The organism is Sphingomonas adhaesiva, assembly GCF_036946305.1.
Taxonomy (GTDB): Bacteria; Pseudomonadota; Alphaproteobacteria; order Sphingomonadales; family Sphingomonadaceae; genus Sphingomonas; species Sphingomonas adhaesiva_B.
The window spans coordinates 21,664-37,821 of record NZ_JAQIJJ010000010.1; the positions used below are offsets into that span (position 1 = coordinate 21,664).

13 protein-coding genes and 2 pseudogenes are annotated in these 16,158 nt (G+C 70.4%); 4 read left to right on the forward strand and 11 right to left on the reverse strand.

The annotated features are described in order from the left end of the window. Window positions 1-11: 11 nt before the first annotated feature. Window positions 12-1,574 (reverse strand): tetratricopeptide repeat-containing sulfotransferase family protein, encoded by a 1,563-nt coding sequence (locus PGN14_RS15440; protein WP_335300475.1) that lies wholly within the window; start codon window positions 1,572-1,574, stop codon window positions 12-14. A 31-nt stretch (window positions 1,575-1,605) separates the two neighbouring features. On the opposite strand from PGN14_RS15440, the gene PGN14_RS15445 reads away from it, so the two are divergent. Then, the gene (locus tag PGN14_RS15445; RefSeq protein WP_335300476.1) at window positions 1,606-2,919 is read left to right on the forward strand and encodes an amino acid permease; all 1,314 of its coding nucleotides are present in this window, start codon (window positions 1,606-1,608) and stop codon (window positions 2,917-2,919) included. Here the strand turns inward: PGN14_RS15445 and PGN14_RS15450 are convergent. Together PGN14_RS15450 and PGN14_RS15455 are read right to left on the reverse strand one after the other, a co-directional pair. Continuing rightward, window positions 2,891-4,504 carry a phytoene desaturase family protein gene (locus tag PGN14_RS15450; protein ID WP_335300477.1) on the reverse strand — a complete coding sequence of 538 codons (1,614 nt, stop codon included), beginning with the start codon at window positions 4,502-4,504 and terminating at the stop codon, window positions 2,891-2,893. The two genes, PGN14_RS15445 and PGN14_RS15450, sit on opposite strands and share 29 nt — an antisense overlap. Before the next feature lie 114 nt (window positions 4,505-4,618). After that, a pseudogene (locus tag PGN14_RS15455) lies at window positions 4,619-5,798 on the reverse strand (aromatic ring-hydroxylating oxygenase subunit alpha). A gap of 47 nt (window positions 5,799-5,845) precedes the next feature. Between PGN14_RS15455 and betI the strand changes: the two are divergent. Next, window positions 5,846-6,436, forward strand: a complete 591-nt coding sequence (gene betI / locus PGN14_RS15460; RefSeq protein WP_335300478.1) for a transcriptional regulator BetI — start codon at window positions 5,846-5,848, stop codon at window positions 6,434-6,436. A 330-nt stretch (window positions 6,437-6,766) separates the two neighbouring features. Here the strand turns inward: betI and rmuC are convergent, their stop codons facing one another. From rmuC to recR, 3 genes are read right to left on the reverse strand one after another with little or no spacing between them, the layout of a single operon-like run. Beyond that, a complete protein-coding gene (gene rmuC, locus PGN14_RS15465; RefSeq protein WP_335300479.1) occupies window positions 6,767-8,167 on the reverse strand; it encodes a DNA recombination protein RmuC in 1,401 nt (466 codons plus the stop codon). A gap of 49 nt (window positions 8,168-8,216) precedes the next feature. Then, window positions 8,217-8,750, reverse strand: coding sequence for a peptide deformylase (def, locus tag PGN14_RS15470; RefSeq protein ID WP_335300480.1), 534 nt, complete (start codon window positions 8,748-8,750; stop codon window positions 8,217-8,219). Between the two features lie 10 nt (window positions 8,751-8,760). Next, a complete protein-coding gene (gene recR, locus PGN14_RS15475; RefSeq protein WP_335300578.1) occupies window positions 8,761-9,357 on the reverse strand; it encodes a recombination mediator RecR in 597 nt (198 codons plus the stop codon). A 52-nt stretch (window positions 9,358-9,409) separates the two neighbouring features. On the opposite strand from recR, the gene fmt reads away from it, so the two are divergent. Further along, window positions 9,410-10,318: a methionyl-tRNA formyltransferase gene (gene fmt, locus PGN14_RS15480; protein ID WP_335300481.1), complete on the forward strand. Its 909-nt coding sequence runs from the start codon at window positions 9,410-9,412 to the stop codon at window positions 10,316-10,318. Beyond that, a complete protein-coding gene (gene truA, locus PGN14_RS15485) occupies window positions 10,315-11,052 on the forward strand; it encodes a tRNA pseudouridine(38-40) synthase TruA (protein ID WP_335300482.1) in 738 nt (245 codons plus the stop codon). The genes fmt and truA overlap by 4 nt, the downstream gene beginning before the upstream one ends. Here truA and PGN14_RS15490 read toward each other — a convergent pair. The 5 genes and pseudogenes from PGN14_RS15490 to PGN14_RS15510 form a co-directional block, all read right to left on the reverse strand. Further along, window positions 11,042-12,212 (reverse strand): annotated as a pseudogene (locus tag PGN14_RS15490) (class I SAM-dependent RNA methyltransferase). The gene truA and the pseudogene PGN14_RS15490 overlap by 11 nt on opposite strands. After that, window positions 12,209-13,579: an NAD(P)H-hydrate dehydratase gene (locus tag PGN14_RS15495; RefSeq protein WP_335300483.1), complete on the reverse strand. Its 1,371-nt coding sequence runs from the start codon at window positions 13,577-13,579 to the stop codon at window positions 12,209-12,211. Before PGN14_RS15495 ends, PGN14_RS15490 begins: the two are co-directional and overlap by 4 nt. After that, entirely contained in the window at window positions 13,576-13,938 is a 363-nt protein-coding gene (locus PGN14_RS15500) for a hypothetical protein (protein WP_335300484.1), read from the reverse strand. Before PGN14_RS15500 ends, PGN14_RS15495 begins: the two co-directional genes overlap by 4 nt. Before the next feature lie 28 nt (window positions 13,939-13,966). Next, window positions 13,967-15,688, reverse strand: coding sequence for a dihydroxy-acid dehydratase (ilvD, locus tag PGN14_RS15505; protein WP_335300485.1), 1,722 nt, complete (start codon window positions 15,686-15,688; stop codon window positions 13,967-13,969). A 120-nt stretch (window positions 15,689-15,808) separates the two neighbouring features. Continuing rightward, the gene (locus PGN14_RS15510; protein WP_335300486.1) at window positions 15,809-16,156 is read right to left on the reverse strand and encodes a response regulator; all 348 of its coding nucleotides are present in this window, start codon (window positions 16,154-16,156) and stop codon (window positions 15,809-15,811) included. Window positions 16,157-16,158: the final 2 nt, after the last annotated feature.

Sequence of the window (16,158 nt, forward strand, 5' to 3'; positions counted from 1 at the left end):
AGGCAGGTGCGTCAGCCCGCCCGAAATGCGGGCACGTCGGGATAGGCGTCGACCACCTCCGCCAGCGCCGCGCGCAACGGAGCGAGATGCGGCGCGAACGGCTGCCACGCGCGGTCGCCGCCGCGGAAGATCGGCTGGCGCACCTGCTCCGAACTGGCGGTGCGCACCGCACGCTCGGTTTCGTGGAACGACAGGCACGCCGCCTCGAACGGCAGCCCGACGCGCGCCAGCAGGTCGCGGATCCCCGCCTCCGGCGCCTCCACCAGCGCCTCGTGGATCACGCGGATCACGCGCCCCGGCTGCACCGTGTCGAGATGCGCCATCAGCCGCACATAGTCGCGATAATAGCGCCCCATGTCGTCCAGCGCATAGCTGAACCCCTGCCCGCGCGCGAAATGCTGCTTGAAGTTGGAGAAGCAGCACGCCAGCGGATCGCGCCGCGCGTCGATGATCGTGGCGTTGGGGAGGATCAGGCGGATCAGCACGACATGCGCCCAGTTGTTGGGTAGCTTGTCGATGAAGAACGGCCGCTCGGTACGTCGCTGCACGCTGGCGCGGCGCAGATATTCCGCCCCCAGTTCGTGCGCACGCTCGGCGGTCAGCGTCGCTAGTCCTTCCGGATAATCGGTTACGCGCCGCACCATCGCCGGCAGGTCAGGCAGCTCGCTCGTCCCCTCGACCTGGCTGTGGCTGGCGAGGATCTGCTCGATCAGCGTCGAGCCTGCGCGCGGCATGCCCAGCACGAAGACCGGATCCGCGGAGGGATGCCCCCAGCCCGCACGCGCAGCGAAGAAGTCGGGCGTCGCCAGCGCGATCACGCGATCGACGAACCGCTCCGTCTCATCGGCGTCATAGCCCATCTGCGCATGCCGCAGCGCATTGCCCGCGGCATAATGCGCGAACGCGCGGTCGGCCTGCCCGCGATCCTCCCACGCCTTGCCCAGCGCGAAGTCGAGGTGCAGCCGATCCTCGTCCGACAAATCGTCGCGCGCCCGCTCGCGCGCCATCGCGTCGAGGTCGCCCTCGTCGAACTGCACCGTCTTCAGGTTGGCGAGGCTCCACCACGCTTCCCCCAGTTCCGGCCGGAGCGCGATCGCGCGACGATAAGCCGCGACCCCGTCCGCCTGCCGCCCCACTGTCTTGAGCATATGCCCCAGGCTCATCCATACCTTCGGCTGCGCCGGTGCGGCGGCGAGCACGCGGTCGTAGAGCGCGATCGCTTCCTCGAACCCGCCCAGCCGCCCCAGCGCCGCCGCCTTGAGATTGGCGTGGCCGAGATGCTCCGGCTCGTCGCGTTGCAGCGTGTCCAGTTCGGCCAGCGCCTCGGTTGCGCGGTTCTGGCGGTATAGTACCAACGCGAGATTCGCGCGCGCCGCGGTGAAGGCGGGTGCCAGTTCCAGCGCGCGACGCAGCAGCGTCTCCGCATCGCGATGGCGCCCGATCCGCCCGGCGAGTTCCGCCAGCATCCGGATCGCGCGCGCGTCGAACGGATCGCGCTTCAGATACTGGCGCAGCAGCGGCTCCGCCACCTCCAGCCGATTGTCGTGGAGCGCCAGTGCGGCGTCGACTAGCATCGGCGGAAAGCGGGCGGGATCAGGGGACATCATGGACGACAGGAAAGACCACGCCGCGCGCGCCGGATCAAGCGCGAGGGCGCTGGGCTTCTGGGCCGCGCTGGCGCTGGTGATGGGCAACCTGATCGGATCCGGCATCTACCTGCTGCCCGCCACGCTCGCGCCGCTGGGGGCCAACGCCGCCTGGGGCTGGGTGGTGACGATCGCAGGCGCGATGACGCTGTCGTTCGTCTTCGCGCGTCTCGCCGCCGCGGTGCCGGCGGGCGGCGGTCCCTATGCCTATGCCGATGCCGCGTTCGGCCCCGCGATCGGCTTCGCCACCGCGTGGAGCTACTGGACGCTCGTGTGGGCGGGGAACGGCGCGGTGGCGGTGGCGGTGGTCAGCGCGCTCAGTCTCGCGATCCCCTCGCTCGCGCCGCATGCCGCGATCGCGGCGGTGGCGCTGGTGTGGCTCGCCGTGCTGGTCAACATCCGCGGGGTCGGCGTCGCCGCCCGCGTGCAAATGGCGACGATGGTGGTGAAGCTGGTCCCGCTCGCCGCGGTCGTCGCGCTGGCGGGCTGGTGGTGGCTGACGCGCGGCGCGGGTGCGCCCGATTTCGCCCCCGCCGTCCCGGTCACCGCCGGCGCGGTGGCGGGGGCGGCGGCGCTCACCTTCTGGGGGTTCCTGGGCGTCGAATCCGCCACTGTCCCAGCCGAGCGCGTTGCCGACGCACGCCGCACCGTGCCGCGCGTGACGATGATCGGCGCCGCCGCGACGGGCGCGATCTATCTCGCGGTATCGGGCGCGGTGACGCTGCTGATGCCGCGCGAGGCGCTCGCCGCCTCCCCAGCGCCGATCGCCGCCGCGCTGGGGCTGGCGTTCGGCGACGGCATCGCGCGCATCGTCGCGCTGTTCGCGGCGGTCAGCGCGCTGGGCGCGCTCAACGGCTTCGTGATGCTCCAGGGGGAGGTGCCGCGCGCAATGGCGCTGGGCGGCGTCTTCCCGCGCTGGTTCGCGAAGGAGACCGCGGCAGGCACACCCGCGCGCGCGCACCTCGTATCGGGTGTGATGGTCACCGCGGTGACGCTCGCCAACTACACCCGCGGCATGGGCGACCTCTTCGCGTTCGTCGCCGCGGTGTCGCTAGCGGCGGGCATGTTCGCCTATGGCGCCAGCGCGCTCGCCGCCGTTCGGCTGCTGCGCGGCGATCGCGCGGCACAGGGGGCGGGTGTGGTCTGCGCCATCTTCATCGCCTGGCTCAGTTGGGGACTGGGCGCGGAGGCGAACCTGTGGGCGCTCGTCCTGCTCGCCGCGGGCGTGCCCGTCTATCTCGCGGTCAGGCGCGGCGGCGCAATCGGCCGATGAGGCTGCGGTCCGCCAGGATCGCATGTGCCGCATTGTGCCCCGGCGCGCCCGTCACCCCGCCCCCGGGATGCGTCCCCGACCCGCACATATAGAGTCCCGGCACCGGCGCACGATAATCGCCATGCCCCAGCACCGGGCGCGCCGCCCATAGCTGGTCCAGGCTCATCCGCCCGTGGAAGATGTCGCCGCCGATCAGCCCGAACTTGCGCTCCAGATCGAGCGGCGAGTGGACCTGGCGCGCAATCACGCTCGCCTTGAAATTGGGCGCATGGTCGTTGACCGTGTCGATGATATGGTCCGCCACCTCGTCGCGCACCGCGTCCCAGCTGCGGCCATCCGGCAGCTCGGGCGCGAATTGCTGGCAGAACAGGCTGGCGATGTGCATCCCCGGCGGCGCCAGCGTGTCGTCGACCGTGGTCGGGATCTTCATCTCGATGATCGGCTTCCTCGACCAGCCGTGGACCCTGGCATCGTCATAGGCGCGATCCATGTAATCCATTCCCGGCGCGATGATGATGCCCGCGGTGTGATGCTCCGCCTTCTCGCGCCCGGGCATCACGGTGAAGTCGGGCAGCTCGCTCAGCGCCACGTTCATGCGGAACGTGCCCGACCCGGTCTTGAACCCCGCCATCCGCCATCGGAAATCCTCCGGCAGTTCGTGCCCGTCGACCATGTCGCGGTACAGCATCGCCGGCCCGACATTGGCCGCGACGATCCCCGCCGCAATCTCCTCGCCGCTCTCCAGCCGCACGCCCGCGGCGCGCCCGCCCTCGACCAGCACCCTGGCGACCGGCGCCTCCAGCGTGATCTCGACACCCGCATCCATGCATGCCGCCGCCATCGCCTGCGTGATCGCGCCCATCCCGCCGACCGAATGACCCCAGGCGCCGAACTTGCCGTTCACCTCGCCGAAGACGTGGTGGAGCAGGACATAGGCCGATCCCGGCGTCGACACGCCCGCGAAATTGCCCACCACCGCGTCGAACGCGAAGGCGGTCTTGACGTGATCGTCCTCGTACCAGCCATCCAGGAAGTCGCGTGCCGACTTGGTGAACACGTCCAGCAGGTCGCGCTGTGCCGCAATGTCCAGCTTCGCCAACGGCCATCCCTGCCGCGCCGCCGCGACCAGCTCCAGCAGCCCGCCGCCGGCATTGGGTGGAATCTGCAACGCCAGGTCGCGCAGCACCTGCGCCACCCGCTCCAGCGCGGCATCGTAGCGCGGATACGCCTCCGCATCGCGCCGGCTGAACCGCGCGAACTGCTCCTGCGTGCGCTGCGTACCCCCGCCCAGCGTCAGATACGTGTCCTCGAACGGGAAGAAGTTGCTGATCGTCCGTTCGATGATGCGAAAGCCGCGATCGTGCAGCTTCATGTCCGCGATTACCTTGGGGCGCAGCAGGCTGACCGTATAGCTGGCGGTGGAGTTGCGGAACCCGGGGTGGAATTCCTCCGTCACCGCCGCACCGCCGACGACATGCCGCCGCTCCAGCACGCGCACCGTCAGCCCCGCCCGAGCTAGATAGAAGGCGCAGACGAGGCCATTGTGCCCGCCCCCGATGATGATCGCATCGTATCGCTTGGTCATTCCCGCCCCTTCCACATCCCCGTCATGCCGGACGTGATCCGGCATCCCGCTTTTTCTTTCTTTCCTGCCGGGAAAGGCCAGCCCCGGATCACGTCCGGGGTGACAACTCGTTGGTCACACGCCTCGCACCCGCCGCGACCAGCCCGGTGCCGGCGCGCGATGCAACCGCGCCTCGGGAATGCGGTCGCGCACCTTCGCCGCGAAGCTGCGCAGGCACACCTCGCTCGCCCCGATCGGCCCGGCGGTATAGCTCGACGACGCCATCCCCTGTTGCACCCGCTCGATCAGCCAGGTGTCCTCGGCATTGACCGTGCGGTTGATCCGCCAGTTGGCATAGCGCACCAGCGTCATCTCGCGCCGCGCATCGGGCAGCGCGAACGTCATCTCGCGCAGCACGCACGTCGTCGGCGACAGCGGCAGCCATTGCATGAAGTCGATCTGGTCGGCGTAGATGTCGAATGCCATGTTCGGCCACAGCTTGTAATATAGCCACAGCCGCTGATTCTCCTCCGGCAGATGCGGGACATGCGGCAGATACTTTTGATAGAAGCGTTCCCACGGATCATCCGACACGCGATCGACCAGCCGCCCCGACATCTTGTCGACCCAGCCCGCCGCCTCGATCGCATAGCTCTTGCCGAACAGCCGCGTCAGCCCGTCATGCGCCACGGGAATATGGAGATTGTCGGAATAATTGTCGCCGACGTTCTTCCAGTTCACGCGCCGCTCGCGGCAGCGCACGTCGCCCAGCCGGCGCATCTCCTCGAAGCGATACGGCGCGATCTCGTGATCATAGGGCGCCATCATCCGCGCCACCGACGGTCCGCCGTCATCCTCCAGCCGGATGAAGACGAAGCCGCGCCATATATCGACCTCGACCGGCACGAGGCCATGGTCCTCCAGCACCAGCGCGGGATAGTCGCGCCGCATCGGCACGCCGGTCAGCCGCCCGTCGAGTTCATAAGCCCAGGCATGATAGGGGCAGACCAGCTTCTTCGCGCAGCCGCTGTCGCCATCGACCAGCCGCATCGCACGATGGCGGCAGGACGTTGTGAAAGGCGCGGATCGCGCCGTCGTCGCCGCGCAGCACGACGATATTCTCGCCCAGATAGGCCAGCGTCCGCCATTCGCCTGGCGCGGCGATGTCGCTCTCATGGCACACGATCTGCCACGACGGGCGAATGATCCGCGCGCACTCCACCGCGAAGAACTCGGGATCGGTGTAGAGCCAGCCGGGCAGGCTCCAGTCCGCGTCCGGATCGTGATGCGGCAGGTCGGCAGGTCGATGCGCCATCACAGGCTCCGGTTGCGTGTTGCACGATCGTATAATAACGCTGACGGATGAGCAAGCCGTCGCGCGCCACGCCCGAGGCCCGCCGCCTCGACCTGATCGCGGCGACCGCGCGCGTGCTGGCGTCGCACGGCGCGGGCGGCGCTTCCGTTCGCACGATCGCGACCGAAGCGGGCGTGTCGCCGGGGCTGGTCACGCATCATTTCGGCGGCGTGGCGCGGCTGGTGGAGGCGACCTACGATCATGTCGCGGCGCAGGTCGCACAGGCGCTGGAAGCGGCGGTCGCGCGCGCCGGTGACGACCCGCGCGCGCGGCTCGCCGCCTATGTCGAGGCGAGCTTCGCGCCGCCGATCGCGGATGCGGCGCTGCTGGCGACCTGGATCGCCTTCTGGAGCATGGCACGCGCCGATGCGGCGATGGCGGCCAGCCATGCGCGGCATTATGCGGGCTATCGCGCACGGCTGGAGGCGCTGCTGGCCGCCTGCGGTGTCGCGCCTGCGCGCTGCCGGCTGGCGGCGGTGGGGGTGGCGGCGCTGGTCGACGGACTTTGGCTGGAATTGTGCCTGTCGTCGGGAACGTTCGACGCGGCGGAGGCGCGGGCGCTGACGGGCGATTACCTCGCGATGCTCGTAGCGGGTTGAGACGGGCGCACGTGGCCTGACAGCTCGCCGTCATGCCGGACTTGTTCCGGTATCCAGGGTACGCGAGCGCTGAGCCGGGGTGGTTGGCGTGGCCGTGCGACCTTCGCTGATTGACTGCACCGGATAAAAATCGGGCCATTCGGTGCGCGGAACCCTGGATGCCGGAACAAGTCCGGCATGACGACGAGGATGCGGTCAAATTTCGTCCCGCGCACGATGTTCGGGCGAACGGCGGAACCCGGTGTCACGCAGCAAAACGCCCGTTGCTCCCGCATAACCCCCGGCTCCTGCCTGCGCAGGAGCACGGGAACGCGAGCAACTGCCGCCGCGCTACTCCGCGGCATTCTCCACCACGGTCAGCTTCGTCAGCGGCCGTACCGCCTGTTCGCCGACCGGCAGCGTCTCGATCGACTTGGTCCCGGTATCGATGTTCAGCGCCTCGAAGCGGCGGGCGCTGGTCAGGACCTGGCTTTCCAGACTGCCGACGAAGGCGTTGTAGGCGCCCATCGCGGTGTCGAGATTCTTGCCCAGCTTCGCGACATGCCCGCCCATCACCGCCAGCCGCTGGTACAATTCCTTGCCTAGCGCGCCGATCTCCTGCGCCTGCAACGCCAGCTTCTCCTGCCGCCATACCGCCGCGACGGTGCGCGCGATCGCGATCAGGTTCGTCGGCGTCGCCAGCAGCACGCGGCGCTCGAACGCGAAATCCCACAGCCCCGCGTCATGCTCCAGCGCGGCGGAGAGGAAATGCTCGCCCGGCACGAACATCACGACATATTCGGGCGCATCGTCGAACTGCGTCCAATAGGCCTTGGCACCCAGCGCATTGACGTGGTTGCGCATCGACTGCGCATGCGCGGCGAGCCCGATCCGCCGTTCCGCCTCGTCCACCGCGCCGAACGCATCCTGATAGGCGTTGAGCGACACCTTGGCGTCGATGATGAGCGACTTGCCGCCGGGCACGCGGACGATCGCATCGGGGCGCAACCGGCCGCCATCCTCGCCCGCGACCGACACCTCCATCGCGAAGTCGGTATGTTCGGCGAGGCCACAGGCCTCCAGCACGTTGCGCAACTGCTGTTCGCCCCAGCGCCCGCGCGCCTTGGGGGCGTTGCGCAGCGCGTTGACCAGCTTCGCCGCCTCGCCCGACACGCGCTCCTGTCCCTCGCGCATCGCCGCGATCTGACCATGGAGCTGGCCGAAGGCGTCGCGGCGCTCCGCCTCGATCTTCGCCACGCCCTCTTCATAACGCGTCAGCCGATCGTTGACCGGCTGCAACAGCGCGCGGATGCCCTGCCCCGCCTGCTCCTCGGATTGTTTCAGCCGCGCCTCGGCACGTTCCAGGAACGCCTTCTGCGCATCGGTTAGCGCGGTCTGTGCCACCTCACGGAAGCGCAGCGTCATGTCGTCGGCCGCGACCTTCAGGTCGGCGATGCGCTGCTCCGCGGCGCGCCCCTCCGCGGTCAGCCGCGACACCTCCAGCCGTGCCGCCTCGCGCTCGTCACGCACCAGCGCCAGTTCGGCGCGCAGCCCCTCGGCCGCGCGGGCGCGCTCCTCCGCACCGGCGAGGTCGACGATCGCGCGCTTGAACTGCTCGGCCTGCGCATCGCGCTCGACGCGAAAGGCATCGCGCTCGCTGCGGAACGCCTGCGCCTCGCGCCGACCCGCGAACCAGCCCAGCAGCGCACCCAGCGCCACCGCCATCAGCGCGATCAGGAGATAGTCGACCATCGTCGGAACATATACCGAACACGGCCGCCATGCAACCGCGAACCCGCCATCACCCCTGCTTGCGCAGCTTGTCCAGCTTCTTCATCAACATGCCACGCTTCAATCGCGAGATATGGTCGATGAAGAGCACGCCGTTGAGGTGATCGATCTCGTGCTGCATGCACGTCGCGAGCAGGCCGTCGAACTCCTCCTCGTGCCGCTCGCCCTGCGTATCCAGCCAGGTCACGCGGCAGCGCGCCGGGCGCGTCACCTCGGCATATTGCTCCGGGATCGACAGGCAGCCCTCGTTATAGGTCGACTGTTCCTCGCTGACCGACACGATCTCCGGGTTGATATACGAGCGCGGATCGCGCGCCGCCTCCTTCGCGGCGCCTTCCTCCGTCTCGCGATCCTGAAGGTCGATCACGACGATGCGGCGCATGATCCCCACCTGCACCGCGGCGAGGCCGATGCCGTGCGCGTCGTACATCGTGTCGAACATGTCGGTGACGATGCCGCGCACCTCGTCATCCACCTGCTCTACCGGGGCGGCGGTCTCGCGCAGGCGCGCGTCAGGAACTTCTACGATCGGAAGAATGGCCATGCGCGCGGCCCTAAACGACCGGACGCCGCGCCCGCAAGGCCTGCGCCAGCGTCCCTTCGTCGAGATAGTCCAGCTCGCCCCCCACCGGCAGGCCGTGCGCCAGCTGGGTGAGGCGCACCGGATGCTTCTCCAGCCGCTCGGCGAGATAATGCGCGGTCGTCTGCCCCTCCAGCGTGGCGTTCATCGCCAGCACCACCTCGTCCACCGCGCCGCCCGCGACGCGCGTCAGCAGCGATTCGATCGCGAGATCCTCCGGCCGCACGCCCTCCAGCGCCGACAGCCGCCCGCCCAGCACATGGAAGCGCCCGGGGAACAGCCGCGCGCGCTCCAGCGCCCACAGGTCGCTGACATCCTCCACCACGCACAGGCTGCGCGCGTCGCGCCGCGGATCGGCGCAGATTGCGCACGGATCGGTGGTGTCGACATTTCCGCAGGTCGAACAGGTGGATAGCCGCTCCTCCACCGCGGTCAGCGCGGCGCGCAGGGGGACCAGCGCCACCTCGCGCTTCTTGACCAGGTGCAGCACCGCGCGGCGCGCGGAACGCGGCCCGAAGCCGGGAAGCCGCGCCAGCGCGTTGGTCAGCGCCTCGATCTCGGGGGATGCCATGCGGAACAGATAGGGGGTTGCGCCGCGCCCCGCCAGCGTCGAAGCGTGCGCGATGCGGATCATCTTCATGGGAACCCCCGACTTCGCGGCGCCGACGCTGGACGCGCTGGTGGGCGCGGGGCACGAGGTGGTCGCCGCCTATACCCAGCCGCCGCGGCCGGGCGGGCGGCGCGGGCGCGAACTGGTGCCCTCGCCGGTGCAGCGGCGCGCGGAAAGCCTTGGCATTCCGGTGCGTTCGCCGGTGTCGTTCCGGGAGGAGGGCGCGAAGGAGGCGTTCGCCGCGCTCGACGCCGATGTTGCCGTTGTTGCCGCCTATGGCCTGATCCTGCCGCAGCCGGTGCTGGATGCGCCGCGGCTGGGGTGTATCAACGTCCATGGCTCCTTGTTGCCGCGGTGGCGGGGGGCGGCGCCGATCCAGCGGGCGATTTTGGCGGGGGATGCGGAGACGGGCGTCGGGATCATGCAGATGGAGCGGGGTCTGGATACCGGGCCGGTTAGGCTGGAACGCCGCACCCCGATCGGGCGCAGGACCGCGGGCGAGCTGACGGTGGAACTCGCCGAGATGGGGGCGCGGATGTTGGCGGAAGTGCTGGCGGATGTGGGGCGTTACCCACCCGTTGCGCAGCCGGACGATGGCATTACCTATGCCGCGAAGATCGACAAGGCGGAGGCGCGGCTGCGCTTCGACGGCACCGCGCAGGACGCGGAGCGCGCGGTGCGCGCGTTCAACCCCGCGCCCGGCGCCTATGTCGAGATCGCGGGCGAGCGCATCCGCGTCCACGCCGCCGACGTGGTCGAGGGCAGCGGCGCGGCGGGCGAGGTGCTGGACGACCGGCTGACGATCGCGTGCGCGGGCGGCGGTGCGCTGCGCCCGACATCGGTCCAGCGCGCCGGGCGCGGGGCGATGACGGCGGCCGAGCTGCTGCGCGGCTTTCCGGTCGCGCCCGGCACGATCCTGTGACGCGCTTCGCGCTGACGGTGGAATATGACGGCCGCCCGTTCATGGGGTGGCAGCGGCAGGCACACGGCCCCAGCGTGCAGCAGGCGATCGAGGAATCGGTGACGACGATCACCGGCGAGGCGACCACCTGCCACGCCGCCGGGCGCACCGATGCGGGCGTCCATGCGCTGGGGATGCGCGCGCATGTCGAGGTGGCCAAGCCGATCGAGGCGTTCCGGCTGATGGAGGCGCTGAACGCCCGCCTGCGTCCGGCGCCGGTCGCGATCCTGGCGTGCGAGGCGGTGCCCGACGACTGGCACGCGCGGTTCAGCTGCGTCGGGCGATCCTATGAATATCGCATCGCCAACCGCCGCGCGCCGCTGACGTTCGAGAAGGGGCTGGCGTGGCAGGTGCCGCAGCCGCTGGACGCCGACGCGATGCACGACGCGGCGCAGCGGCTGGTCGGGCGGCACGATTTCACCACCTTCCGCTCAGCGCATTGCCAGTCGGCCAGTCCGGTCAAGTCGATCGACCGGATGGCGGTGACGCGCGCGGACGATCGCGTCACCGTGCGCGTGGCGGCGCGATCGTTCCTGCACCATCAGGTGCGCTCGATGGTCGGGTGCCTCACATTGGTCGGCATGGGACGGTGGTCGGCGGACGATCTGGGCGACGCGCTGGCCGCGGCGGATCGCGCGCGGCTGGGGCTGAATGCGCCGCCCGACGGGCTGTTCTTCGTGAACGCTACCTACTGAAGCGGGACGCCAGCTCGACATGCGTGGACCAGCGGAACTGCCCGACCGGCTGCACCCAGTCGAGGCGGTAGCCGCCCTCGCACAACATCTTCGCATCGCGTGCGAAGCTGCTGGGATTGCATGAGACATAGGCGATGACGGGCGCCGTCGAGGCGGCCATCTGCACCGCCTGCTCGCGCGCGCCGGCACGCGGCGGATCGATCACGATCGCGCCGAAGCGATCCAGCTCCGCGGTGGTCAGGGGGCGGCGGAACAGGTCGCGGTGTTCGGTGAAGACCGGGCGTTGCGCGCGGCCTGCCGCGGCCTTGAGCGCCATGATCGCATCGCGTGCGCCCTCCGCGGCATAGACGCGGCCGGGCAGCGCCAGCGCGAAGGTGCCGAGGCCGGCGAACAGGTCGGCGACGACCCCCGCGCCCGTCACCGCCTCGCGCACCGCGGCGACCAGCGCCGCCTCGCCCTCGCGTGTCGCCTGGAGGAAGGCGCCGTGGGGGAGCGGGACCGGGACGCCGCCCAGCGTGATCGTGACCGGATCGGGTTCCCAGCGCGTCTCCGGCGTCATGCCGTCGTCGAAGGCGACGCGCGCGACGCCATGCGCCTGCGCGAAGGCGGTGATCGCCTCGTGCGCGGCGAGGCCATCGGGCGCGATGCCGGTGACCAGCACGTCGGCGCCCTGATCCGCCAGCGCCAGATGCACGTCGAGCCGGCGCCGCGCCTTGAACCCGGTCAACAGGCGCTTGAGCGGCTTCACCAGCGCGAACAGCTCGGGCGCCAGCACATGGCATTCGTGGAGGTCGATCAGCTGATGGCTCTTCTCCGCCGCGAAGCCGAGCTTGCCAGCGGGATCGAAGTGCAGCGTCGCCCGGCGCCGGGTGCGCGGCGGCGACAGCAACGGCGCGCGGATCGGCGCCGCGACGCCCTGCGCCGCGAGCGCGGCGCCGATGCGATCGATGATGAAGGCGGACCAGCTGTCGTCGTCGAGATGCTGCAACTGGCACCCGCCGCACGCCGGGAAATGGCGGCACGGCGGGGGTGGCGTGATGCGGCCCGGGGACGATGCTGCCGTCCGCGGCGATCGTATCGCCCGGCGCGGCGAAGGCGACATGTCGCCCGTCTTCGGTGACGCCGTCGCCGCGACCGGCGACCCGCACGACCACGCTCATCGCGCGGCCCTGACGTCGGAGAGCGCGTGCGCGAGATCGTCGGCGACGAAGGCGGTATCCAGCCGCCGCGCCGCCGCGCCATGCATCCATACGCCCATCGCGGCGGCATCGACCGGCGAGACGCCGCCCGACAGCATCGCCGCGATCGCGCCCGCCAGCACGTCGCCGGTGCCCGCGGTCGAGAGCCAGCCGCTCGCCTCCCCGGCGACGACGACGCGGCCGTCGGGACCGGCGATGACCGTGTCCGCGCCCTTGAAAACGACGGTCGCGCCGCTGCGCGCCGCCGCCGCGCGGGCCGCGTCGATCTTCGAGGCCACGGGCGTGCCGAACAGCGCGGCGAACTCGCCCGCATGGGGGGTCAGGATCATCGTGCCCCCGCGGGCCTTCAGTTGCTCCGGCGTGACGAGGTGGAGGGCGTCGCCATCGATCACCAGCGCGCTATCGGTCGCGAGCGCGCGGTGGAGAAGGCCACGCATGTCGTCGTCGCGGCCCAGCCCCGGGCCGATCACCAGCGCGCCGATGCGCGGGTCGGACAATGCCTCGTCGTCGAGCGGACGCCGCACCAATGCGTGCGGCACGCCGGGCATGGTGGCGCCGAGCAGCGCGACATAGCCGGCGCCGGCGTGCATCGCCGCGATGGCGGCCAGATGCGCGGCACCCGCCATCCGGCCCTTCACCACCGCGACCATGCCGCGGGTGAATTTGTGCGCGTCGGGGCGCGGCGGGGCCAGCACCTCCGGTCCGTTCACGCTGGCGTTCGACGCGATCGGAATATCCAGTTCCAGCAGCCGCACCGCGCCGCACCGCGCGGCGGCGGGTTGCAGCAGATGCGAGGGCTTCACCGCGCCCAGCGCCAGCGTCACGTCGATTGCGGGCACCCCGCCCAACAGGCGACCGTCGTCGCTCGCCACCCCGCTCGGCAGGTCGACCGCGATCGACAGCACCGCCGCGTTGGTCAGACGGATGAGGGCGGCCACCTCGTCCTGCGCCAGCGGTCGCGACAGGCCGGTGCCGTAGAGCGCATCGACCACCACCGGCGCGGGTGCGGCGGTGACGAGCGGCTCGACCGCGCCGGCCCAGCGCGCGCGCGCGGCGATGGCGGCGGGGGCGCGCGGCTCGCCGGCCGCGGCGACGCGAACCTGCCGCCCCATCGCCGCGAGCCGGGCGGCCGCGACATAGCCGTCGCCGCCGTTGTTGCCGGGGCCGCAGAGGATCAGCACCGCATGGTTCGCGGCCAGCCGGTCGACCGCGTGCGCGACCGCGACGCCGGCACGCGCCATCAGCGCCTCGGGCGTCTCACCGCTGGCGTCTTCCGCGGCGCGCATCTCCGCCGCGGTCAAGATCGGCTGATGGAAGATCGGGATCATTTCTTCACCATTGCGGGCAGGCGATAGGTGTCGTTGCCCAGCGCCACCTCGATTTCGTTCACGTCGACGATCGCCACCCGGGCCGGCTCCGCGCCGTCCGCCGCGACCACGCCGCGACCGTCCTTCGTCACCAGCAGGCGGCGGAACCCGCCGTCAGGGTGGTGGACGGTCAGGATCAGCCCGCGGTCGCCGGTTTCGCGATCGATCGTGCAGACGCGCTGAAACGCATCCGATCCGGCGAGCGCGCATTTGATGCGGCCGTCCTCCGCCGCGGCGTCGTTCTGCGCCGCCTCGACCTTGGCCAGCACCTGGGTGTCGGTGGTCTTTTCCTGACAGGCGACGAGCATCGTCAACGTCATCGCGACGCTCGCAATGACGGTGTGCGCCTTAAATATCCGCGTAAACATGCCGCTCCGCTGCCGCGCCGGGGTGGGTGACCGCCCCCTGATACGCCGGACCGACATTCTGCGCATAGCGCCACAAGGCCCCCGCGCCATAATCGTTCTGCCGCGCGGTCCAGCGCGCGCGCCGCTCCGCCAGCACGGCCTCGTCCACCAGCAGGTCGATCGTGCCGGCCTCGGCATCGATACGGATCGTGTCGCCGTCCTCGACCAAAGCGATCGGGCCGGCGTCCGCCGCCTCCGGCCCGACATGGCCGATGCAGAAGCCGCGCGTCGCACCCGAGAAGCGCCCGTCGGTCAGGAGCGCGACCTTCTCGCCCATGCCCAGCCCATAGAGCGCGGCGGTGGTGGACAGCATCTCGCGCATCCCCGGCCCGCCCTTCGGCCCTTCGTAACGGATCACGACCACCTCGCCCTCGCGGATCGAGCGCGCCTCGACCGCGGCGAAGGCGTCTTCCTCGCAGTCGAAGCAGCGCGCCGGCCCCTCGAACTGGAGCCGCGCCATGCCCGCCACCTTCACGATCGCGCCGTCGGGCGCCAGCGTGCCGCGCAGCCCGACGACGCCGCCGGTCGGCGTGATCGGCGCCTTCGCGTCGTAGATCACCTTCTGGTCGGGGTTCCACGTCACCTGGTCGATGTTCTCGGCCAGCGTCTTGCCGGTGACGGTGAGGCAGTCGCCGTGCAGCAACCCTTCCGCCAGCAAGGTCTTCATCAGCATATAGACGCCGCCGGCCTCGTACATGTCCTTGGCGACATACTTGCCGCCCGGCTTCAGGTCGGCGATGTAGGGCGTGGTCCTGAAGATCTCGGCCACGTCGAACAGGTCGAACGCGATCCCCGCCTCATGCGCCATCGCGGGCAGATGGAGCGCGCCGTTGGTCGAGCCGCCGGTCGCGGCAACGATGCGCGCCGCATTCTCGAACGCGTCGCGGGTGCAGATGTCGCGCGGGCGGATGTTCTGCGCCAGCAGCTCCATCACCTGCGCGCCCGCGGCGACCGCGATCTGCTCGCGCGAGGTATAGGGGGCGGGGACCATGTTGCTGTTGGGCAGCGACAGCCCGATCGCCTCGCCGACGCAGGCCATGGTGTTGGCGGTATATTGCCCGCCGCACGCGCCATGGCCGGGGCACGCGACCTTCTCCAGCGCGTGGACCTCGCTGATCGGGCAGGCGCCGGCGGCGTACTTGCCGACCACCTCGAACACGTCGACGACGGTGACGTCGCGGTCCTGGAACCGGCCGGGCAGGATCGAGCCGCCATAGACGAAGATCGACGGCACGTTGAGCCGCAGCATCGCCATCATCATGCCCGGCAGCGACTTGTCGCAGCCCGCGAAGCCGACGAGCGCGTCGTAGCAATGGCCGCGGACGGAGAGTTCGACCGAGTCGGCGATCACCTCGCGGCTGACCAGCGAGGATTTCATCCCCTGATGCCCCATCGCGATGCCGTCGGTGACGGTGATCGTGTTGAAGCGGCGCGGCATGCCGCCGCCCTGCTCCACCCCGCGGCGCGCGGCATCGGCCTGCGCGTCGAGCGTGGTGTTGCATGGCGCGCTGTCGTTGCCGGCGGAGGCAAGCGCCACGAACGGGCGCGCGATCTCCTCCTCGGTCAGGCCCATCGCATAATAATAGCTGCGGTGCGGCGCGCGCTCGGGACCCACCGACACATGGCGGCTGGGCAGGCGGGACTTGTCGAAGGTGTTGGTCATGGCGCGCACGCCTATGTCGCGGGAAGCGGGGTGGACGCAAGGATATTAGCGTTTGAAATCGCCCTCACCCTTCCCACCCGGCTACGCCGGGCGCCGGAGGGGTGAGGGTGACCGGCTTTCTCAGCCCAGCGCCGCCAGCGCCTTCTCCACGCCGTCCATCGTGAACGGTTTCGCCAGCCGCGGGCGGTCGCGGTGTTCGGGGGCGATCTCCTCGCCGCCGCCGCCGGTCGCGAAGACGAACGGGATGTCGCGCGCCGCCAGCGCGTCCGCGATCGGAAAGCTCTTCTCCCCGCCGCGCAGGTTGACGTCGAGGATCGCGGCGTCGAACTCGCCCTTCTCCACGATCGACAGTGCCGCGCCGACCGACTCCGCGGTGCCGGCATGCGCCTTGTCCAGCGCCTCCAGGAAATCCTCCAGCATCATCGCGATGAGGGGTTCGTCTTCGACCAGCAATACGCGCATCGTCATGC